Below are 21,043 nucleotides of genomic sequence, written 5' to 3'. Positions count from 1 at the left end.
AGCGGGGATACTGTCCGATCTTGACCTTCCCTTCAGAGTTTCACATGCTCACAACTATGAAAACGATGTTTCAGGACGGTCTCAACGGGAGTGTGCCCGTACGACCAGAAGAGCGATTTCTTATCCATGTTCGCGGTAGGAAACCATATCCCCGCCAACGTCTCCGACGAGATGTGCCTGCGCTTCATGGCCTACTTGCGTGATAACTGGCGGCGTGAGGCGTAAGAGGGACTAGTCATTACCCCTGAATTAAACCGAATAAGATCGAGAATTGGAGCAACCATGACTGATGATGTATTGAATCTTTTTGTTTCACCCCTTGGCAATGACCGCTGGTTCGGGACTCTTGTCGTCCCATCCGCAGACGGTTCGGATGGGCCTTTGGCAACGCTGGCGGGAGCGCGGGACGCGATCCGGCGCCTGAAACACCGTCCGGGCGGGTTGTCGCAGCCGGTGACGGTGCATGTGGCCGCCGGGGTCTATGAACTGGTGGAGACGCTGCGCTTTACGCCGGAAGATTGCGGCACGGCGGAGTGTCCGATCCGCTTTGTGGCTGCAGCAGGTGCCGCACCGGTGATCAGCGGCGGACGCCGCATCACCGGCTGGCGAGAAACGCAGCACAACGGATTGCGCTGCTGGGTCGCCGAGTTGCCCGACGTGGTCACGGGGAAATGGAACTTCACCCGACTCTATGTCAACGACACGCCGCGCCAGCGGCCGCGCCTGCCGAAAACCGGCTTCCACCGCTTTACAGGACTGGCCGGTTGCGAGGATTCGGGGTTCAAATGGGGGCATGGGCCGGATCGGGCCAATTTCGCGCCGGGTGAGATTCGTCTGTGGCACAACTGGCAGGATGCGGAGATCATCAGCTATCAGCTCTGGTTCGATACGCATCACCGGATCAAGGCCATTGACGAGGCGACCGGAACCGTTCATTTCCTCGCCAATAGTCTTGGCAGCCTTAAGGATGAACGCGGCGAGTTCGCCCGCTATTTCGTTGAAAATGTCTTCGAGGCGCTCGACACGCCCGGCGAGTGGTATCTCGACCGGGTGGCGGGTCGGCTCCATTACCTGCCGCTTGCGGAGGAAAGCTTGGCGACGACAACGGTATACGCCCCGCAGTTGGAGGAGATTGTGCGCATTCAGGGGGAAGCCAACAGGCGCGTGATGCATCTCCACTTCGAGAACCTGACCTTCGCCCACCAGCATTGGGAGTTACCGTCCGATTGCACGGGCTACATCCAGGCGGCTTTTGGCGTGCCTGGCGCGATCATTCTGGAAGGCGCGGAGGCCTGTATTTTTTATGGCTGTACCATTGCCCATGTCAACGGCTACGGACTGGAGGTGCTGGCGGGCAGTACGGAGAATGTCATTGCCGCTTGCGTCGTGCACGACACCGGCGCCGGTGGCGTCAAGGTCGGGCACGAGCAATACAGCCCCCATGAGGCGGCAGTCGGCAAACCCATGACCGGTGAGTATCCGCCCATCGCCACCACGGTGGTGGACTGCACCATCCGTGACTGCGGCCACATCTTTCCCAGTGCCATCGGCATCTGGGTCGGCAACAGCGGGTGGAACCGGCTCATCCATAACCGCATTTTCAACTGCGACTACACCGGGATCTCCTGTGGCTGGATCTGGGGCTATGCGCCGTCCAGAACGGTCTGCAACCGGATTGAGTACAACCACATCCATCACATCAACCACCGCGAAATCCTGAGCGACAACGGCGGGATCTACACCCTCGGCCAACAGCCGGGTACCGTCCTGCGCGGCAATGTGATCCACGACATCTCCTGCTACGGCTACGGAGCCTGGGGTATTTATCCGGACGAGGGCAGCTCAGAGATGCGGGTCGAGCAGAACTTGGTGTGCGGAACGAAGAAGGCCGCTTACAGCACCCATTACGGGCGCGACAACCTGGTGCAGAACAACATTTTCGCCAATAGCCGGGAGGATCATCTCGGCCTCGGCAAGCATGAGTTACACCGGTCCACGGTCTTCCGTCGCAATGTTGTGCTCACTGCCAATGGCCGGATCCAGACTGGTGGGACTTGGGAGCCTGCCCATTACACGGCGTCGGACAACCTCTACTGGACGCTGGATGGCACACCATTGACTTTCCATGGACAGAGTTTGGAGACGTTACAGAAGACCGGACAGAACCTGGGCGCGGTGGTGGCCGATCCGCTGTTCCTGGATGGGGCGGGAGGCGATTTCTCGCTGCGCCCCGATTCACCCGCCCTGCAAACCGGATTCCGGCCGTTCGATTGGCGGTCGGCGGGGCCGCGCCTGTCGGCGGAGAAGCCGCTGAGTTACGAGGCCTATTCCCGGCGATTTGGCCTGACCACCCTCGATGTGCCGGTTGTGCGCACGCAGATCAGATTGATCACGCCGATGGCGGATCTGCAAAATGGCGGGTTGGCAGAATTCTCGGTCACGCTGACGAATGTCGGCCGGGCCGCGACCAGGGGCGCGGTGCGTCTTTCCGGCGGACCTAAGGGTGCGGCGGGTTCGCCCAGTGTGCGCAAAATCACCTATGCGCTTCAGCCGGGCGAGGCGATTACCGAGCATGTGACGCTGAAAGTTCGACGGGATGCGCAGGAGTTCTGGTTGGATAGCGAGCCCACCGGGAAGGACACGGTGCCGGCCCGGGCATTGGTGATGGGAACCCGCTCGTGGCAGGTTCCGCTCGTGGACGGCGTGGAAACACCGGAAACCATCCCCGCGGCCGTCAAGCGGGTGACTGCGCGCCGGATCGCCTTTGGCGAACGTACGGCCGCCGAGGTGAAGCTGGCCGCCAGCGATGCTGGCTTGCTGTTCCATGCCCGGTTCCATGAACCGACCCTGCGCCCGAATCCGGAGCAACCCTGGGCCGGGACTGGGTTTGAATTGGTCGTCTATCAGCCCATACCGGCCGATTTTCCGATTGATAAACCCCTGCCCAAAATGCAGGTCTGCCTGGTACCGCGCGCTGGCGGGGTGGGCGCTGACGGCGTGCGGGTTGATGTGGTGGCCAACAAGGCCGTGCCCGCCCCGGAGATACGTCTCTGTTCCCAGCCGGTATCCGGCGGCTGTGAACTGGCGGCCATTATTCCCTGGGCTCTTTTCGGTTTCGAACAGCGTCCAACGGAATTCCCGTTCGATCTCGTCACCGACGTGGTGGATCCCGTGACGGGCGGGATTGTGCAATTGACCGCCGGCAGGTCGGTATGGAAGGGCTGGCGCAGTCTCAAGGAACAGCTAACCATCAATGCATAGGGTTCTCATGAAACAGCCTGTAGGAGCATGAAGTATGACAGTCGGGACCAGGGAGAAGTGTTCGGTTGATGACTATAACGTGGTGTGGCACACGCCGAGCCGGGACTCCTCCGGCTCGATGCCGCTGGGCAATGGCGATGTGGCGCTGAACGTCTGGGTGGAGGAGGGGGGCGACCTGCTGTTTTATATCGCCAAGCCGGCCAACCCTTCCGGCAGGAACTGGTGTTGCGCAACGGCGAGATTCATATCACCGCTGGTAAGGGGCTGAGCATGCGTGTCTGGGTGGATGCCCACCGGCCGGTCGTTCATATTGAAAGGGAGAGCGATGTTCCGGTGCGGTGCTGTCGGGCGAGGGGATGCGGAATCTTGACGATAAAACGCTGGGGACGGTCTTACCCCGCCGGAAACTCCATCTGCAAGTGGTCTGCCACACCGCCCAGATGGCGACCCTCGACTCGTGGATCAAAGAGATCACGGGACTTCGGGGGGTAGGCAAGACGGTATTGCTCAATGAATTCATGATTCGAGCGATCCCCCTGTTTAACACAACTTGAACCACACGCACTCGCTTGGCCGGATTTCGAGCTGATAAGTGGAACTGGCACGGGTGGAGAGGATTGATTCTCGATAAACGGGGATCAGGAATAACGCGAGTAAGCAATCAAACAACAATACGAAGGTGCTGAATAGTTACTTTAAAGATGTGTGTTTGTTGCGAAGGATGTCTATTAACACCTGCATATCCTCCGGAAGGGGTGCCTTTACGGTTAAGGTCTGGCCGGAGACGGGATGCATAAAGGTCAACTGTGCGGCATGGAGCATCTGACGGAGGGGTATGGCGACAGGGAGGACGTTATGTCGAGGCCGGCCGTATTGAGGGTCGCCGATGATCGAATGTCCAAGGTGGGCCATATGAACGCGGATTTGATGGGTACGCCCGGTTTCAATATGGATGCGGAGCAACGAGGTGTTCGTGAATTTTTCCTGTGTTTCGTAATTCGTGATCGCATTACGCCCGATATCCGGTTTCGTGCACATCTTTTTCCGGTCGTGGGGATTTCTGCCAATAAGGGTCTCGGTGCGACCGGATGACGGATTCAGGTGTCCCCAGACCAGGGCCAGATATTCCTTGGTGGTCTGCCGGTGTTTGAACTGGTCGGCCAGTGCTTTCATAGCCATGTCATTTTTGGCCACGACCATGACGCCGGTGGTGTCCCGGTCGAGCCGGTGCACGATGCCCGGCCGCTTTTCCCCGCCAATACCTGCCAGGTCGGAGCAGTGTGATAGAAGGGCATTCACCAGAGTGCCTGAGGCGTGTCCGGCGGCGGGATGGACGACGAGCCCGGCGGGTTTGTTGAGAACGATCAGATCAGTATCCTCAAATAAAATATCCAGCGGGATGGCCTCCGGCTTGAGGTCGACCTCAACGGGGGCGGGAACATTGATTTGGATTTCCTGGCCCGTTATGAGGGACTGGCTGGGTTTGGTCGGTTTCCCGTTGAGGGTAATATGGCCCGATCGGATTAAGTCCTGTATGCGAGCCCGCGAAAGATCGGGCTGAACCAAACTCAACCAGGCGTCCAGCCGCTTGCCTTTGCCATCGGGAAGTACTTTCATTTTTTCCGGGTGAAGATCCACAAAATAATGCCGATCAGAATCAGGGATAGGCTGATGAGTTGGGCGACATCAAGCCCACCCGCCCGCATGCGGTCATCGCCCCGGATGAATTCCAGCAGGAAGCGGATAACGGGGTAGCTCATCAGATAGAGGGCGACCACAGAGCCATATTTAGTCCCCCGCTTATAGAGGAAATACCATGTCAAGAGGCCATACACCCCCAGGTTGAAAAAGGCCTCATAAAGTTGAACAGGGTAGTGCGAGAGTCCCCCGGTGAGGAAAGACGGGGAGGTGGCCTCACAGCCGCCGCAGCACCCATTTAGAAAACAGCCCACACGACCCAGTGCGTGACCCAGCGGGAGGGCCGTGACGGTGAAGTCGGCAAGATCCCAGACCTTGAGGTGGCGCCATTTTGAAAGAATGAAAAAGGCCAGTACGCCACCAATGAGACCCCCGTAGAAAATTAAGCCGCCTTGATCCACCCGGATGATCTCCTGAGGGGCTGCCCAAAAATAGTCAAAGTTGGAGATTACATAGGCAGCTCTGGCGCCCAAGATGCCTCCGATCATGAGCCAGAACGCCAGGTCAGAAGCCAGGGCGGTATCGCGTCGGGTCCGGTGGCCAAGCCAGTGCCAATGAAGCAGGCCTGCCATGAAGGCGAGGGCCATCATCACTCCGTACCAATAGATGGGGTGTGATCCGATATGAAAACAAATAGGATTCATGATAAATTTATGACAAATTCAATTTCAGTAGACACGTGAATTCATACTATGCAGAATGTGAATGAAAAACAATAAACGTTTGAAAAAGCCATGGCGACAAGTTTAACCGACATCATAACGGATCCGATGCACGAAACCACGTGCGTCAAGTGCCACCATTTATTGGATATTTCCGGGCTTCCGACGTTCACCCAAATTGCCTGCCCTGAATGTGGATTCGCACAAGGGGTCCCCGGCAAACTGGGCGCTTTCGTGCTAGTCGAACTGCTTGGAAAAGGTGGGATGGGGGCGGTTTATCGGGGTCATGACGTGGGGCTGAATCGGTGGGTTGCCGTCAAGGTGATGCAGTCCAGTTTCGGCGGGAACCCTGAGTTTGTGGAAACCTTCCGGCGCGAAGCGCAAGCGGCGGCCGCTCTGAACCATCCGAATATTGTCCAAATCTATTCCTTTGGTGTGGCGCATGGGCAACCCTATCTGGTTATGGAACTGCTGGAGGGTGGGCGACTGGATAACATGATTGCCAAAGGTGAGCCGCTCAATGAAGCCTTAATTCTCAAGATTGCCGCTGATGTAGCGGAAGGCTTGAATGCCGCGGCAACCATTGGCTTGATTCATGGTGACGTCAAACCTGAAAACATTCTCATGGATAGTAATGGCGTAGCCAAGGTGGTGGACTTCGGTTTGGCTCAATTTAAAGCCAAGGCGGAAGGCGGCACGGCCAAAGGAATTTGGGGAACCCCATATTACATTGCGCCGGAGAAACTCCGGGGGCATCCGGCGGATGCGCGTTCTGATATTTACAGCCTTGGTGGAACTATGTTTCACGCGCTGGCCTTGAAACCCCCGTTCGAGGGCGAAACCCCGATGGATGTGGTCAAGGCTCGCCTCAAGGATCCCGCCCCGCCCCTGCATCACTTACGTCCCGATATCACACACGAAGTTGAGACGATTGTCAGTCGGATGCTGGAGGCGGAACCCCAGAAGCGTTATCCTAATTATAATTCTTTGCTTTCCGATATCCGGCGGGTATTGGCCGCGATTGCGCCACCCGTGGAGCATGGTCCGCAAATCACGAAGAAAAGCGGGAAATTTGTGATGACCAAGAAGAAAGGGGGGGGTACCCCGGCGGTGATGACGGCGAGTACTTCAGGGGCAATTGCCCAAAGCGGAATTATGGAGCCGCTGCCCGAGGGACAGCCGAAGAAGAGCTCCCACAAGTTGAAGATCATTCTTTGGAGTGTGTTAGGGGGCGTTGCGTTGCTCGGCGCGATTGGAGGGGGGGTGGCCTACCATGTGGCTCAAACCCATAAGACTCAAGCGGCGAAGGACAAAGCGCAAGTGGCAAAGGCTTTGAAGAGTATCGAGCAGATACTAAAAGAATTTCAGCCCATTGCGGGAGACTTTTCAAATCGTGTCATCATGGCGGGAATATGGTCTTCCAATGCCCAGCACCTGGTTTCAATGGTGGCCACCGGAGCCGCCGTTCTTGGGGATGCGGCTGAATGGGCGGGCGCCAGTTCCAATGCCATGGTCTTGAGCGATTCGGTGACTAAATTTATGACTGGCACCATGGTGCGAGCGAGCACGGAGTTTAATGGCATGCTTGATGGGGTGGCCTCTCAGCGTGTGGTGGTGGTAACTGCCACGAATCCCGGTGTGGCCATGGCGGCACTTTATTCGGTCACAAATATTCCCGGGCGCGTGGTGGATCTCCATAAATCGGTGGCGGATGAAATGGCTAAAATTTCAAAGGGGGCGGAGGCGATCGAGCCTTTGATCGCCAAATTCTCAAAGGTCGTTAAAACCGCCATTTCTGATTCAACTGAGGCGGTCAGAAGAGCGGCAGAAGAAAAAGCGGCCCGGGATAAAATTGAAGCCGAACGGTTGGCGGTGGAGAAAGTGGAGGCGGCGAAACAGGCGAAAATTCAGGCTGACATGAGCGAAATTGAGGCCGCGCGGAAAGCCAGCGTTGAGTTTGTTCAGCAACATCGATTCGTGCAGGCTCTGAATAAAGTTGAGTTGGCGACAACTGGACTGCAGACACCCGAAGGAAAAGCCAAGGGAAAACAGATGGTTAAGGCCTACAAGACTCTGGTCGAACTGAAGACGGCGATTATTGATGGCATTAAAGCGAGTGTGAAGCAAAACCCTGAAACTGGATACCGGTTTGGATGGATGGGGGACAGGGATATCCTGGGCGCGGATGAGGCGAAAATCGTGACGCGCGATGCTCAATATACCTGGGAAACGGTGTCAGCCGCTCAAATGATGCGCTTTATCAAGTATTACATCGAGAAGGGGGATATGGGGCGGTATGATCAAGCCCAGCATTTCTTCGCAGTGGCACTCTATATACATGAGGCTTTCCCTGGAAATGAAAAAGCCGCGGCGCAGGGAGCCAAATATCTCAAAGATGCGATTCGTGCGCGATCCACCCTCGATGAAATGGCGAAGGCGATTCTGCCGGATATGGCCTCGAACTAAAATCGCCAGGTAGATTTTGTTTTGGACGTGAGGGGTAGATGCAGGAGTTCCGCGCGGATCCATTCGATCGGGATGGCATTTTGGGCGAGGATCGCATCGTTGAATTCTTGCTCGGTCATCTTTCCGCTCTCCACCAATTCTTTTCTCAACGACTCGAACTGGAGCCCGCCCAGCATATAAGCCGCCTGATAAAGAGGCGGGAAACCGTCACTGATAAAGCGGCGAACTTCGCTGGTGGCGCCCAGTCGTTCATGGCCCACGTGGGTGATCAGGAAATCCACCATTTCGTTAGGGGTCATCTGGCCCAGATGGAACTTAAGGGAGACCTCAATCCGGGCCGCACGGTTCAGACGCCAGAAGAGCATGCCCATCTGTTCCTCGGGTGACTGCGCCCATCCGAGGTCCCACAGGCGCCGTTCCCAATAGAGCGCCCAGCCCTCGACATAGAACGGTGTTGAGAAGAAGGCGCGAACCTGATTGTGTCGCTGAGCCTGGAATTGCTGGAGGTGATGGCCCGGAATCAGTTCGTGAGGGGTTACGTTATGAACGAAATAGCGATTGTTACCACGCATGGTCATGAGCTTGTCGTCGTGCTTCATGTCATCGCGCGCAAAGGCAACCATCATATTCTGGTTATTATAGGCTGCATAAGGAATGGTCTTCATCGCTTCGGGTGACATCATGGTGAGATGCCAGGTTTCCTCGCAGAGGGGTGGAATGGTTACCAGCTTGCGGGCTTTTACGAATGAGATGGCCTGCCGCGCGGTTTGACTAACCAATGCATCTTGTTGTCCGGGCTCAACATAGTCGGCTTTAATTTTGGCCAACGCTGCCTGCCAGTCCTCTCCCAATCCCATTTTCCCTGCAGCACGCTTCAGCTCGACTTCACACCAGTGCCGTTCTCGTTCGCCGATCTTAAGGAGTGCCTCCGCATCATAGGGAAGAATTTCGTGCCGGATGGCGTTGGCCAATTCCCCGGCTCCAATGGGCTGGCCGATCAGGGGGTCATCATCTTTTCCTTTCAGGCCGGCGACCTCTTCTTTCAGATATTTGGCATATCCCTCCAGTTGCTTGTCCGCTTCCTCGTAAGGGGTTTTAAGCCACCATGAGAAATTGGGCTGGTAGCCGTTATAGAAACTAAACCATCTTTTCAGGATTCCCCGGAGTTGGTCAACTGATGCGGCGGCGCGCTGGGCCTCTGCAGGAGACACCCTCAAGGGGGGGGGAATCGTTGAGGGAGGAGATGAGACCAGGTTGGTGGCGGATATGAGGACATTGGTTTTCAAGCCCTGTTCAATGCGTTCTTTAAGCGTTTTAAGCGTCAGGGAGAGTTCGGTGATTTGGGAGGCGGCGGTCTGTCCGACAATTGGGGTTCCCTGCCACCGGGCCTGCTCCAAGGTGTAAATAAGGCTGCGGAATGATAGAAGGGGATCAAGTTCGGCCCAGCGTTTCTTTTCTTGAGCTAGGGCGTTCAGGGAACGGTCCAGGTCATTTTGCATCAGCAGGTAATCGATTTTACTGGACTGGGGGAGTTTCTCGAAGTTCACAGAGTCGAGACGGCTCAGCCAGTTGGAGTAAAGAACCCCCAGGCGTTCGAATCGTATGGGGGCACCCGGGAGATCATAATAGTTGGTAACATCACCTTGATCGGCGGCATAGCCGCGAATCAGGGAGGAGAACTCTAGTGAGTCGTTTGAATAGACGGTTGGGGTTGCGCCGAGAACAAGAGCAACGGTACTGGTTACCACCAATGAATGAAGCATGTTCATAGTGCCGTTAGTCTTGCCGCTCCGGGCACAGGCGTCGAGCCTAAAATAGCAGGGCAGACGCATCTAAATTGTAGGATTTCTGGCCATTTTGGCTCAATCTGACGACGGAAATTTGGAGTGCGGCGGCTTGACCTGCTTTCACAAGGCCTGGCTTGACAGGCCGACAACACGGCGCGTCAAGCCGCGCCGAAGAAAAGCGGCGTCAAGCCCTGCGCTCCAAAAAATACCTATTCACCTGAGTATTTGAGCCAGAAACGCCAGATTAAAGGAAAATTTGATGCGTCTGCCCTGCCTAAAATAGGTGATCCCCATGCTTGACTTTGTAATGATAACTCAGTCATAAGTTAGTTAAGCGAGGTTGCTAGCAGGCGATCAGCGGGAGTGAGAAAGGATTGTATTTATATGGCTATTCCGATTCTTGACCCCAGTTCGGAAGGAGTTCAATTGCTTGAACTGACGAAGCTTGCGGCCATGATGGCTGGAGCGGTCTCGGGTGCGCTTGTGGCATGGCTTTCCCGGCAGAACATCCTTCTTGCTCTCTACGCATTTCTCCTTGGCATCATGGGTGGGTTGACGATTGGAACCGGCATGGGGAATTTATTCTTTGTTGCTCATGACGGTGTTGAGTCCATTGTCAAAGTCGGGTGTTGTTCTGTTCTGCCGGGAATAGGCGCGGGGATTGCTGGCGCCCTTCCAACGGCCTTTCTGATATCCATTCTCATTGGTTTTATGGCGCTTCGGCATCTCAAGCCTCGCCCGCCACGGATCCGGACGGTGCTGCAAGGGTTCATTGCGGGTGCCGTGATGGGCATCCTGACTGCCGGCATTCTGGCGGTGGTGTAAACGTCGCGATGCCGTTGGATTCTGCCCCCTTTCCTTTGAATTCTGCCTTCTGAATTTTCGCAGAAGATTCTTGCTTGCAGCAGGGCTTTCCAGTACATTTCAAAGCTTATGTGACCACCCTTTTGGGTGGCCTGTTTCTGACCTGTAAAACGGGTGTTCCTTGAACCTCGTAAGTTATTCCAGGAGAATGAGTTCTTACTATGGCTGAACAACAAAAAAAGACCGGGGCCTACGATGCCTCCCATATCACTGTTTTAGAGGGCATGCAGGCCGTTCGAAAACGGCCGGCAATGTACATAGGTGACACTTCGGTCCGCGGTTTGCATCACCTGGTTTATGAGGTGGTTGATAACTCCATTGATGAGGCGTTGGCCGGGTATTGTACGAATGTTCAGGTTCGGTTGAATGCGGACGGTTCCTGCACGATTAATGACAATGGTCGTGGAATTCCGGTAGATATGCATCCGACGGAGAAACGACCGGCGGTGGAAGTGGCCCTGACGGTTCTGCATGCCGGTGGTAAGTTTGATAACGACAGCTACAAGGTCTCCGGTGGTTTGCACGGGGTAGGCGTATCCTGCGTCAACGCACTGAGCGAGTGGCTGGAAGTGGAAGTGCGGCGTGATGGGCAGATCTATCATCAGCGCTATGAGCGCGGGGTGCCGGTTTCGAAGTTGGAAACCATTGGCAAGACGCGTGGCACGGGCACGAAGATCACGTTTCTGCCGGATACTCAGATATTTACCGCATCTATCAAGTTTGAATGGGATATTTTAGCGAACCGTCTGCGTGAGTTGGCGTTTTTGAATGGCGGGATTGAAATTCACTTCTCCCAGGAAGAACCTGCGCGGGAGGAGATGTTCAAATTCAAAGGTGGCGTGGTGGAATTTGTTGAGTATTTGAACCGCAGCAAAGTGGCGATTCACCCCAAGGTTATTTCCTTTGTCAAAGAGAAGGATAAAATTGAGGTGGAGATTGCGTTCCAGTATACCGACACCTATACCGAGACGATGCTATGCTTTGCCAATAACATCAATACCATTGAGGGCGGCACGCATCTAAGCGGCTTCCGTTCGGCGTTGACGCGTACCGTCAACGCCTACGCCAAGGCTAATAAGCTGATCAAAGAGGACAAGGAAAACTTGTCGGGTGATGATATCCGCGAAGGCATGACGGCGGTGATCAGTGTCAAGTTGCCTGGTCCGCAGTTTGAAGGACAGACCAAAACCAAGTTGGGTAACAGTGAGGTCGAAGGGATTGTGGCGTCAGTGGTGAATGACGAACTGGCGTCCTATCTTGAAGAGCATCCCCCTGTGGCGAGGCGGATCATTGAAAAGGCGCTTCTGTCGGCTCGTGCCAGGGATGCGGCCCGTAAGGCCCGTGACTTGACCCGTCGTAAAGGCGCACTGGACTCTGCCGCGTTGCCTGGCAAGCTGGCCGACTGTTCCGAGCGTGATCCCGCCTTGTGCGAGTTGTACCTGGTTGAGGGTGATAGTGCCGGTGGTTCGGCCAAACAGGGCCGAAATCGTGAATTCCAGGCTATTCTTCCCCTGCGCGGTAAAGTGCTGAACGTGGAGAAGGCGCGGCTGGATAAGATCCTGAATAACAACGAAATCCGGACCATGGTGACCGCCATTGGCGCGGGGATCGGGCAGGATGAATTTGATGTCACCAAGGTGCGGTATCACAAGATCATTATCATGACCGATGCTGACGTTGACGGGTCGCACATCCGGACCCTGTTACTGACATTCTTCTATCGTCAGATGCCAAAGCTGATCGAAAGTGGCTATGTATATCTGGCCCAGCCGCCCCTGTACAAGGTGAGCCGCAAAAAGCGCGAGGAGTACATTGATACCGATGAGACCCTGACCCGCAAATTGCTGGAGTTAGGTGCTGAGGATATGACGCTCAAGGTCAATCGCAATAAAACGCTTGAGACCAATGAGTTGATGGCGTTGCTGGAGTTGTTGCTGCAGACGGAGCAGGCGTCGAAGAGTCTGGCGCGCAAGGGAATTAAGTTTGAGGATTATCTAGCCAAGCGCAGCAAACTGGGTGTCTTTCCCCGCTATTACGTGACCATAGGTAAGGGTGAGACAGCCGAGCATCATTTTGTGACGACGGATGAAGAGCTAAAAACCCTGCGTGAAGAGGTGGAGCGGAAGTTGGGCGAGCAACTCGAAATTTTTTCCGAAAACGGCCATTCTGCGCCAGCCCAGGGCAGTTCGGCCTTCCGTATCCAGGAGCTGTATGTGGCCAATTCCCTGGCCAAGGTGATGGGCGCCATAGAGAAGAAAGGCTTTTCCATGGAGCAGTTCAGTCTGCAGGAAAAGCCGCTTTTTACGCTGAAAGATTCGGACGATGTGGAAACCCCGGTCGTCTCGCTGCCGAATCTATTGGAAGTGATCCGTGAGTTCGGGCGCAAAGGGCTCTCCATCCAGCGTTATAAAGGTTTGGGAGAAATGAATCCTGAGCAGCTTTATGAAACCACCATGAATCCTGATAAGCGGAGATTGCTCAAGGTGGTGCAGGAGGATGCCGTGAAGGCCGACGAAATCTTTACCATTCTGATGGGGGATGAAGTTGAGCCACGCCGTAAATTTATTGAGGACAATGCCCTGAACGTTCAGAATTTGGATATCTAAGTATGTACACACGAAACGAAGTTTTGGCCAATATCAACATCGAAGACGAGATGCAGCGCTCGTATATTGACTACTCCATGAGTGTCATTATCGGACGCGCCCTGCCGGATGCCCGGGACGGAATGAAGCCCGGTGCGCGACGCATTCTTTTCGCCATGCGGAATCTCGGGTTGTTGCACAATCGCCCCTATAAGAAATGTGCGTACGTCGTTGGTGAAGTGCTGGGTAAATACCACCCGCACGGGGATTCCTCGGTGTATGACACCCTGGTTCGTATGGCTCAGTATTTTGCCATGCGCTATATGCTGGTGGATGGGCAGGGTAACTTCGGTAGTATCGACGGTGATAATGCCGCCGCCTACCGGTATACCGAGTCACGTCTGACGAGCATGGCGGAAGAGATGCTTGCGGATATCGACAAGAATACGGTGGATATGGTGCCGAACTACAATGGCGATCTCATGGAACCATCCGTGCTACCCGCCCGCGTCCCCAATCTGCTCCTGAATGGGAGCACGGGTATTGCCGTTGGTATGGCCACCAACATCCCCCCCCACAATCTGGGCGAACTGGTGGATGCGCTGGTGCATTTGATCGAAAACGAGAATGCCTCGGTGGATGACTTGATGAAGTATGTCAAGGGGCCCGACTTCCCCACGGGGGGCATCATTTGCGGGCTGAAGCCCATAGCGGACATGTATCGTACCGGGCGCGGCCTTCTGAAGGTTCGTGGCCGGGCTGGCATTGAGGAAGGCAAACAGGGCAAAGAAAGTATCATCATCACTGAGATTCCCTATGCCGTCAACAAGGCCACCCTGATCACCAATATCGCGTATCTGGTTCAGGAGAAGAAAATTGAAGGCATCTCTGATCTGCGGGATGAGTCCAACAAGGATGGCATCCGCATCGTCATTGAGTTGAAGCGCGGGGTGGTTGCCCGGGTGGTGTTGAACAACCTCTACAAGCATACCCAGCTTCAGACGACCTTTGGCGCCATCATGTTGGCGATCGATCAGGGACGGCCCAAAGTCATGACGCTCAAGGAAATGTTGGAAGCTTATCTGGATCACCGGTATGACGTGATCCGCCGCCGCACCCAGTTTGAACTTGATAAGGCCGAGGCCCGTGCTCACATCCTGGAGGGATTGAAGATCGCGTTGGATAATCTGGATGCCGTGGTGAAGATCATCCGTGCGGCGAAGGATCGTGATCAGGCGCGGTCGCAGTTAATGTCAAAATTCGGGCTGAGCGAAATCCAGTCGAACGCGATTCTTGATATGCGACTCTATCAGCTGACCGGTTTGGAACGGGATAAGCTGGAGGCCGAATACCTGGAACTCATCAAGCTGATCACCTATCTCCGTGATCTGCTTGCCAGTCGCGAGAAATTGTTCGGAATCATCAAGGCCGATTTGCTTGAGGTTCGGAAGCAATACGCAGATGAGCGCATGACCAGTCTGGTCCCGGATGAAGGTGAAGTGAATATTGAGGATCTGATCGCCGATCGCGGTTATGTGATCACCATCAGTCACACCGGCTACATCAAGCGCACGGCGGTGAGCACCTATAAGGCTCAGCGGCGCGGAGGTAAAGGCGTGGCTGGCATGGATACTAAGGAGGAGGACTATGTCCAGCACCTCTTTGTGGCCAATACGCACGATTACATTCTGTTCTTTACGCCCACGGGCCGGCTGTATTGGGAGAAGGTTTACGAGGTGCCTGAGGCGAACCGTAATTCCCGTGGCAAGGCCTTGGTCAACATGCTCAATGTCCAAAGCGGTGACAGTATCGCTTCGATGATCAAGGTGCGTGAGTTTACCGAGAATCAGTTTGTGGTGTTCGCCACCGCAAAAGGTGTGGTCAAGAAGACCAATCTGGCCGCTTTCAGCAACCCTCGTAGTGCCGGTATTATTGCCATCGCGATTGATGAGGGGGATCGGCTGATCGGAGTCAAGCAGACCGATGGCCATACCGATGTCGTGCTGACAACGCATAACGGGATGAGTATTCGCTTCAATGAAAGCGAATTGCGTGATCAGGGTCGTGATACACGCGGTGTGTGTGGAATTTCCCTGGATGACGATGACAAGGTCGAGAGCCTTGAGATTGTAGATCCGCGCGCCACCTTCCTGGTGTGCACCGAGAACGGTTACGGGAAACGTACCGGATTTGATGAATATCGGGTTCAGCACCGTGGTGGACGCGGATTGATGACCATCCGCACCTCGGACCGCAATGGAGCCATCGTGGGTGCGCATGCTGTTCAGGAGGGCGATGCCCTGATGCTGATCACCGCGCAAGGCCAGATGATCCGGATGCCGGTGGCGGATGTCCGTGTGATCAGTCGTGTCACCCAGGGGGTTCGCCTGATCAATTTGGATGAAGGCGATAAACTGGTGGCGGCAACGACCGTTGAGCCTGAGGATGATGAGGTCGTGGCGGCGAGTCCTGAAGGGGCAGAGCCGAAGAAGGGTGAATAACAGGGGCGCTCATTACAGCGTATCCACGGGACTGATTACGCCCATCGGTCCCTTGTTGAGCACGTGGGTGTAGATCATCGTTGTTTCCACCTGTAGATGGGTTGCAAAAGAATGGCGGAAGCAGTGCGGGGTGAACCGGATCGTCAAGCCGGCCTCCCGAAGTGCCGAGACGTACCCGTCTGGCCACTTAGGATTGGTGTTTAAAGGAGGGGCAGGGACTGTCCCTGGAACGTGCTCCCTGGAACGTGACCAAGGCCAACTGCGGATGACAATCACGCTTCCCGATTCCGCAGCCCTAAGCACCATGGCCGAATCCCTGGCGCGCCTTGTTACATTTGCGGGATCGTAAGGATCAGGATGGGTCTCTTTTTCAGGAAAATGGATATTTTATCTTGAGAGTTCTGGCTGATGATGTAGGTAAGAGACTTGATAATATTCTGGACGTCATCGTGCGTACATTGACCCATTGCCAAAGAACGAATAAGTTCCTTAAATAATAGAAAGTCTGTAAAGTAAAAATTAAGTGTTAAACATAATCGTTTCAGCCATGCATAAAAATAAACTACATTTATTAGGAAAGTTGCCTAAAACAAAGCCGAACTCAAAGGGCATGGTAAAAAAGACTCTCGTCAAGGAGGGGTGGGGTGAATATGGGCATCCTTCCGGAGCCCCCAAGTTTATTTCACTTTTCAGCGGTGCTATGGGGCTTGATTTAGGTTTGGAATCCGCAGGATTTGAATGTGTCGGTTGCTTGGAATTGGATAAGCGTGCGTGCCAGACGATTAGACGGAATCGGCCAAATATACCGGTGTTAGAGGATGATATCCGGAATTGGAATCAGGGTAGTGCCCTGCTGAAGAAGTTTGGATTAGAAGGGAAAGATGTTGCCTTAATTGTGGGTGGCCCGCCTTGTCCGTCTTTCAGCACTGCGGGGAAGCGCCAAGCGTTCAATGATCCGCGCGGGCAAGTTATGTTTGATTTCCTGAAGGTGGTTAATGAGATCAGGCCTCCTTTTTTTGTCATGGAGAATGTTCGGGGGATTTTATCTGCCGCCATTGACCATGTTCCCCTTAGCGAGCGAGACGATAAGGTTGACTTTGACGGAAAGGGCTCCGTCTTGGCGTTATTGAACACTAAGTTTGCTGAAATGGGTTATACCGTGACAGCACAACTTGTTAATGCCGCTAATTACGGGACACCTCAAAAACGAGAACGAGTGGTGTTTATTGGTAGCAGGGATGGGCTTCAAATCCCGATGCCAGTCGGTGCGTATAGCCCATCAGAAGGACTGTTCCAGCGCCGGTGGCGAACCTTAGGGGATGCGCTGGAGGGGCTTGTGGATCCTGAGCCGGAGTTCATTCCTTTCTCAAAGAACCGAGCCAAATTTTTGTCCCTATTGCAGGAGGGGGAAAACTGGCGTTCGCTCCCCCCTGAGATGCAGGAAGAAGCTTTGGGCGGCGCATATAGTTCAACGGGAGGACGTGTGGGTTTCTTTCGTAGATTGTCGTTTTCCAAGCCGAGTCCAACCGTTCCAACCAGTCCTATTCAAAAGAGTACCTGCCTGTGTCATCCCACTGAATTACGGTCATTGTCGGTAAAGGAATATGCTCGGGTTCAGCAGTTCCCTGACAACTGGATTTTTGAGGGAAGCCTTGTGGATAGGTATCGTCAGATTGGTAACGCTGTTCCTGTTGGACTCGGATATGTGATCGGAACGACGATCTTCAACTATTTGAAAAATTTGGAAAAAAATTTATGACGATGTCAAAAACTACGCTTGAGAAGCTCGTTGTAAAATGTCTCGACGATTTCTACGGTCGACGGATAGGGAAACTGAGCGGCCTGAAATTGAAAGACACTTTGAAACGTAAAAATCCTTATCTTTTTCGGGCAGTTGGAACACAGACTGCGTCCGAAATTGTTGAGCAACTCCTGACGGCGTACATGTCTTCCTCGGATGAAGGAATATTTGGTGATGCTTTTTTTGAGCCTTTGGCCAAAGCTGTTTCAGGAGGAGTTTCATCACCATCGGAAGGGGTAGATGTTGCGATTGAAACATCCGATTCCTATACAGCCATTGCGGTCAAATCCGGGCCATCGGTTTTTAATGCCCAAAGTAAGCGGCGACAAAATCAGGATTTTCAGGCATTGCAAAAGCGCATGTTGAAATTGCAGAAGCATTTTGAGGCTCTGGTCGGTTATTGCTATGGCAACAAGAAAACCAAGACCGAAGCAGGGAAATGGGTGTTTCAGGAATTGGCTGGTCAGGAATTCTGGAGCCGCCTAACCGGAGATAATGATTTTTACATGAAGCTCATTGATGCCATGAAGGGACGTCCGGAAATCCATCGGCAAAAGTTTGAAGAGGAATGGAGCAAAGCGGTGAACCGTTTCACCGGTGAATTTATTGAAGTATATTGCGGAAAAGACGGCGCCATCGATTGGCATGCACTTGTTGAATTTAACAGCGGGAAACGTTGACGATAAATGAAGGTATGTCGGGCGGGATGGGTCATGGTTCTGATGCTTTATTAGGATGAATACCCTGCCCATATTTGAGATTGAACCTGCGTTGGTGAAGGCCTGTGCCGGAAGCCACACCCGGCTTGTCATTCAGGCCCCTACCGGGTCAGGTAAATCCACCCAGATTCCACAAGTGCTGCTGGATCGCGGGCTTATTCCTGAAGGAAAACAGGTCGTTATTCTTCAACCCCGGCGATTGGCGGCCAGGTTATTGGCAACGCGTGTTGCGGCAGAGCGGCAATCCCAAATCGGACGGGAAGTGGGCTATCAGGTTCGTTTTGAAAATCGAATCAGTACCGATACACGGATCGTTTTTGTAACGGAAGGAATTCTTCTGCGGCGGTTGATCAGTGATCCGCAACTCTCCGGGGTGGGCACGATCATCTTTGACGAATTCCATGAGCGGCATTTGTTTGGCGATATCACCCTGGCTCGCGCCTTTCAGTTGCAGAAGACCCTGCGCCCGGATCTCCGGCTGATCGTCATGTCGGCGACCCTGGATAAAGCGACCCTTGAACCGTATCTCGCTCCTTGCACGGTCTTACGCTCTGAAGGCCGCATGTATCCTGTCAGGATCGAGTACCTGCCCAAGCCGGTGGATAATGCACGGGTTCCGATCTGGGAAACGGCGGCATCGGAAACGGCACGCTTACTTGTTCAGGAGCGGGAAGGGGATGTTCTGGTCTTTATGCCCGGCTCCTACGAGATTCATCGGACCATTCAGGCATTGAACCTGCGGCCGGAAACGCGGGGCTGTTCCATTTGTCCCCTGCACGGTGAATTGGCGCCGCGGGATCAGGATGCCGCTGTCGCGCCTGGCGAGCGCCGGAAAATTATTGTCTCCACCAACGTGGCAGAAACGTCGTTGACGATTGAAGGCGTGAGGTTAGTGGTGGATGGTGGCCTGGCCCGCGTCTCCCGATTCGATCCCTATCGCGGCATCGATACGTTGTGGATTGAAAAAATAAGTCAGGCTTCGGCCGATCAACGTGCCGGGCGTGCCGGCCGTATGGCTCCCGGAGTCTGTGTGCGGCTTTGGACGGAGCGTGAGCATTGCGAGCGTCCACCCCGTGAGATTCCTGAGATCCGTCGTGTAGATCTGGCGGAAACTCTTCTGATGTTGAAGGCCTCGGGTTGCCCAGATGCCAGAACGTTCCCCTGGTTTGAGCCGCCGGAAGACCGGACTCTGACGCGTGCGGAGACGCTGTTGCGTGACTTGGGCGCCGCGGATGAGAAGACAGGTAATATCACGGAGGTGGGACGGGGCATGCTGGCCTTCCCGCTTCATCCCCGGTATGCCCGCATGCTGATGGCGGCGGAGGATGTGGGGCGGGTCCGGACGGTGGCCTTGATCGCGGCAATGACGCAGGAGCGCGGTCTCTTAGTCAAGCGCACAGACTCCCAGGTTGAAGAGCAGCGCGACCGCCAGCTGGGTGATGAAGTGTTATCCGATTTCTTTCAGCTGATGCGGGCCTGGAGTGAGGCGGAAGCCCATGATTACAATGTGGACTACTGCCGGAGCCTTGGCATTCACGCCGGAGTGGCGCGCCAGGCGGGGCGGCTCTATGAGATGTTCTGCCGGATCGCGGAGGGGCAGGGACTGTCCCTGGAACGTGAGATTGTGGCTGATGACGATGTCCGCCGCTGTGTACTGGCCGGGTTTGCCGATCAGGTGGCACGTCGTTTGGATGGCGGTACCCTGCGCTGCGAACTGGTGCATGGTCGACGTGGGGTCTTGGAGCGCGCGAGTGTGGTCCGAAAAAGTGCTTTTGTGGTGGCGGCGGAAGTGCGTGAGGTCGAAAGTGGATTTACCAAGAAGCCTGCCCCGGTTGGTGCCAAGGGCGATATGGATGTACTGCTCTCGTTGGTGACGGCGATTGAGCCTGAATGGCTGGAAGAGTTATTCCCGGGATCCGTGCGGGAGGAGACTCAGGTGCGGTTTGATGACTCCCGACGTGTCATAGGAGAACGGGGCCGTTTTTATCACGACCTGGTTCTTGAAATGAAGCGCGGCGGAAATCCACCGGAAGGGGATGCGGCCAGTCTGCTGGCAGATGAGGTTCAGGCGGGCCGTTGTACCTTGAAACACTGGACCGAGGATGTTGATCAGTGGCTGCTGCGGGTGAACCTGTTGCGGAAATGGTGCCCGGAACTGGATGTGCCGGAGATCACGGCGGAAGATCGACGCCTGATGATTGAAGAGATTTGCATGGGCGCATTCAGTGTGAAGGAAGTGAAGGAACGCCCCGTTTTTCCGGTGGTGAAAAACTGGTTGGATGGGCGCAAGCAATCGGTGCTCGATAAGCAGGTGCCCGAGCGCTTGGACCTCCCGGGTGGTCGGAAAGTGAAAGTCGTCTATTCCGAGACCAATCCCCCGACGATTGCGGCCCGGATCCAGGACCTTTACGGGGTGGACGAAAGTATCCGCATCGCCATGGGGCGCCAGTTAGTGACCATCCAAGTACTGGCTCCCAATTACCGCCCTGTGCAGGTTACCTCGGATTTGACCACCTTCTGGCGCGAGGGCTATCCGAAAGCGAAGAAGGAACTCCAGCGCAAATACCCGAAACACAAATGGGTCTGAGCCATCCGTTTTAAGAGTTTTGACAGAATTAACAAAATGACAGAATGAGGAGATGAAAATGGGGTAAGACATCGTGCAAAACCTGTTTAGCATTGGTTATTCTGTAAATCCA

At 54.6% G+C, this 21,043-nt stretch carries 14 protein-coding genes and 1 pseudogene; 10 read left to right on the top strand and 5 right to left on the bottom strand.

The window, feature by feature from the left end; genetic code table 11:
* Positions 1-32: 32 nt before the first annotated feature.
* The gene (locus WCI03_08730; GenBank protein MEI8139937.1) at positions 33-188 is read right to left on the bottom strand and encodes a hypothetical protein; all 156 of its coding nucleotides are present in this window, start codon (positions 186-188) and stop codon (positions 33-35) included.
* Between the two features lie 94 nt (positions 189-282).
* Between WCI03_08730 and WCI03_08725 the strand changes: the two genes are divergently transcribed.
* From WCI03_08725 to WCI03_08715, 3 genes are all read left to right on the top strand, one after another.
* Positions 283-3,261 carry a right-handed parallel beta-helix repeat-containing protein gene (locus tag WCI03_08725; GenBank protein MEI8139936.1) on the top strand — a complete coding sequence of 993 codons (2,979 nt, stop codon included), beginning with the start codon at positions 283-285 and terminating at the stop codon, positions 3,259-3,261.
* Positions 3,262-3,295: 34 nt separating this feature from the next.
* Positions 3,296-3,529, top strand: coding sequence for a DUF5703 domain-containing protein (locus WCI03_08720; GenBank protein ID MEI8139935.1), 234 nt, complete (start codon positions 3,296-3,298; stop codon positions 3,527-3,529).
* An 88-nt stretch (positions 3,530-3,617) separates the two neighbouring features.
* Positions 3,618-3,815, top strand: coding sequence for a hypothetical protein (locus WCI03_08715; GenBank protein ID MEI8139934.1), 198 nt, complete (start codon positions 3,618-3,620; stop codon positions 3,813-3,815).
* A gap of 136 nt (positions 3,816-3,951) precedes the next feature.
* Here the strand turns inward: WCI03_08715 and WCI03_08710 are convergent, their stop codons facing one another.
* A complete protein-coding gene (locus WCI03_08710) occupies positions 3,952-4,878 on the bottom strand; it encodes an RluA family pseudouridine synthase (GenBank protein ID MEI8139933.1) in 927 nt (308 codons plus the stop codon).
* Complete coding sequence (gene lgt, locus WCI03_08705; protein MEI8139932.1) at positions 4,875-5,603, bottom strand: prolipoprotein diacylglyceryl transferase; 729 nt, start codon at positions 5,601-5,603, stop codon at positions 4,875-4,877. Before lgt ends, WCI03_08710 begins: the two co-directional genes overlap by 4 nt.
* A 90-nt stretch (positions 5,604-5,693) precedes the next feature.
* Between lgt and WCI03_08700 the strand changes: the two genes are divergently transcribed.
* Positions 5,694-8,087, top strand: a complete 2,394-nt coding sequence (locus WCI03_08700; GenBank protein MEI8139931.1) for a protein kinase — start codon at positions 5,694-5,696, stop codon at positions 8,085-8,087.
* Here WCI03_08700 and WCI03_08695 read toward each other — a convergent pair.
* On the bottom strand, positions 8,084-9,919 hold the full coding sequence (locus WCI03_08695) for a DUF885 family protein (GenBank protein MEI8139930.1): 1,836 nt from the start codon (positions 9,917-9,919) through the stop codon (positions 8,084-8,086). The genes WCI03_08700 and WCI03_08695 overlap by 4 nt on opposite strands.
* Before the next feature lie 339 nt (positions 9,920-10,258).
* Between WCI03_08695 and WCI03_08690 the strand changes: the two genes are divergently transcribed.
* The 3 genes from WCI03_08690 (at position 10,259) to gyrA (ending at position 15,824) form a co-directional block, all read left to right on the top strand.
* Complete coding sequence (locus WCI03_08690) at positions 10,259-10,699, top strand: hypothetical protein (protein ID MEI8139929.1); 441 nt, start codon at positions 10,259-10,261, stop codon at positions 10,697-10,699.
* A 200-nt stretch (positions 10,700-10,899) separates the two neighbouring features.
* A complete protein-coding gene (gene gyrB, locus WCI03_08685; protein MEI8139928.1) occupies positions 10,900-13,344 on the top strand; it encodes a DNA topoisomerase (ATP-hydrolyzing) subunit B in 2,445 nt (814 codons plus the stop codon).
* Between the two features lie 2 nt (positions 13,345-13,346).
* Positions 13,347-15,824 carry a DNA gyrase subunit A gene (gyrA, locus tag WCI03_08680; protein ID MEI8139927.1) on the top strand — a complete coding sequence of 826 codons (2,478 nt, stop codon included), beginning with the start codon at positions 13,347-13,349 and terminating at the stop codon, positions 15,822-15,824.
* A 12-nt stretch (positions 15,825-15,836) separates the two neighbouring features.
* Here gyrA and WCI03_08675 read toward each other — a convergent pair.
* Positions 15,837-15,989: pseudogene (locus WCI03_08675) on the bottom strand (integron integrase).
* 445 nt (positions 15,990-16,434) lie between these two features.
* On the opposite strand from WCI03_08675, the gene WCI03_08670 reads away from it, so the two are divergent.
* From WCI03_08670 to hrpB, 3 genes are read left to right on the top strand one after another with little or no spacing between them, the layout of a single operon-like run.
* Positions 16,435-17,583 (top strand): DNA cytosine methyltransferase, encoded by a 1,149-nt coding sequence (locus WCI03_08670; protein MEI8139926.1) that lies wholly within the window; start codon positions 16,435-16,437, stop codon positions 17,581-17,583.
* A complete protein-coding gene (locus WCI03_08665) occupies positions 17,580-18,305 on the top strand; it encodes a PmeII family type II restriction endonuclease (protein MEI8139925.1) in 726 nt (241 codons plus the stop codon). The genes WCI03_08670 and WCI03_08665 overlap by 4 nt, the downstream gene beginning before the upstream one ends.
* 55 nt (positions 18,306-18,360) lie before the next feature.
* Positions 18,361-20,931 carry an ATP-dependent helicase HrpB gene (gene hrpB / locus WCI03_08660; GenBank protein ID MEI8139924.1) on the top strand — a complete coding sequence of 857 codons (2,571 nt, stop codon included), beginning with the start codon at positions 18,361-18,363 and terminating at the stop codon, positions 20,929-20,931.
* Positions 20,932-21,043 lie beyond the last annotated feature (112 nt).

Source organism: bacterium (assembly GCA_037143175.1).
Lineage (GTDB): Bacteria > Verrucomicrobiota > Kiritimatiellia > CAIKKV01 > CAITUY01 > JAABPW01.
This window is presented reverse-complemented; position numbering and strand designations above follow the sequence as displayed.

What these genes read in the sequence shown, in the direction of transcription:
- WCI03_08715 (MEI8139934.1), top strand. Translation starts at nt 3,618, where the DNA reads ATGCGGAATCTTGACGATAAAACGCTGGGGACGGTCTTACCCCGCCGG.
- WCI03_08720 (MEI8139935.1), top strand. Translation starts at nt 3,296, where the DNA reads ATGACAGTCGGGACCAGGGAGAAGTGTTCGGTTGATGACTATAACGTG.
- gyrB (MEI8139928.1), top strand. Translation starts at nt 10,900, where the DNA reads ATGGCTGAACAACAAAAAAAGACCGGGGCCTACGATGCCTCCCATATC.
- WCI03_08670 (MEI8139926.1), top strand. Translation starts at nt 16,435, where the DNA reads ATGGTAAAAAAGACTCTCGTCAAGGAGGGGTGGGGTGAATATGGGCAT.
- WCI03_08725 (MEI8139936.1), top strand. Translation starts at nt 283, where the DNA reads ATGACTGATGATGTATTGAATCTTTTTGTTTCACCCCTTGGCAATGAC.
- gyrA (MEI8139927.1), top strand. Translation starts at nt 13,347, where the DNA reads ATGTACACACGAAACGAAGTTTTGGCCAATATCAACATCGAAGACGAG.
- WCI03_08700 (MEI8139931.1), top strand. Translation starts at nt 5,694, where the DNA reads ATGGCGACAAGTTTAACCGACATCATAACGGATCCGATGCACGAAACC.
- hrpB (MEI8139924.1), top strand. Translation starts at nt 18,361, where the DNA reads ATGAATACCCTGCCCATATTTGAGATTGAACCTGCGTTGGTGAAGGCC.
- lgt (MEI8139932.1), bottom strand. Translation starts at nt 5,603, where the DNA reads ATGAATCCTATTTGTTTTCATATCGGATCACACCCCATCTATTGGTAC.
- WCI03_08710 (MEI8139933.1), bottom strand. Translation starts at nt 4,878, where the DNA reads ATGAAAGTACTTCCCGATGGCAAAGGCAAGCGGCTGGACGCCTGGTTG.
- WCI03_08730 (MEI8139937.1), bottom strand. Translation starts at nt 188, where the DNA reads ATGAAGCGCAGGCACATCTCGTCGGAGACGTTGGCGGGGATATGGTTT.
- WCI03_08690 (MEI8139929.1), top strand. Translation starts at nt 10,259, where the DNA reads ATGGCTATTCCGATTCTTGACCCCAGTTCGGAAGGAGTTCAATTGCTT.
- WCI03_08665 (MEI8139925.1), top strand. Translation starts at nt 17,580, where the DNA reads ATGACGATGTCAAAAACTACGCTTGAGAAGCTCGTTGTAAAATGTCTC.
- WCI03_08695 (MEI8139930.1), bottom strand. Translation starts at nt 9,919, where the DNA reads ATGCGTCTGCCCTGCTATTTTAGGCTCGACGCCTGTGCCCGGAGCGGC.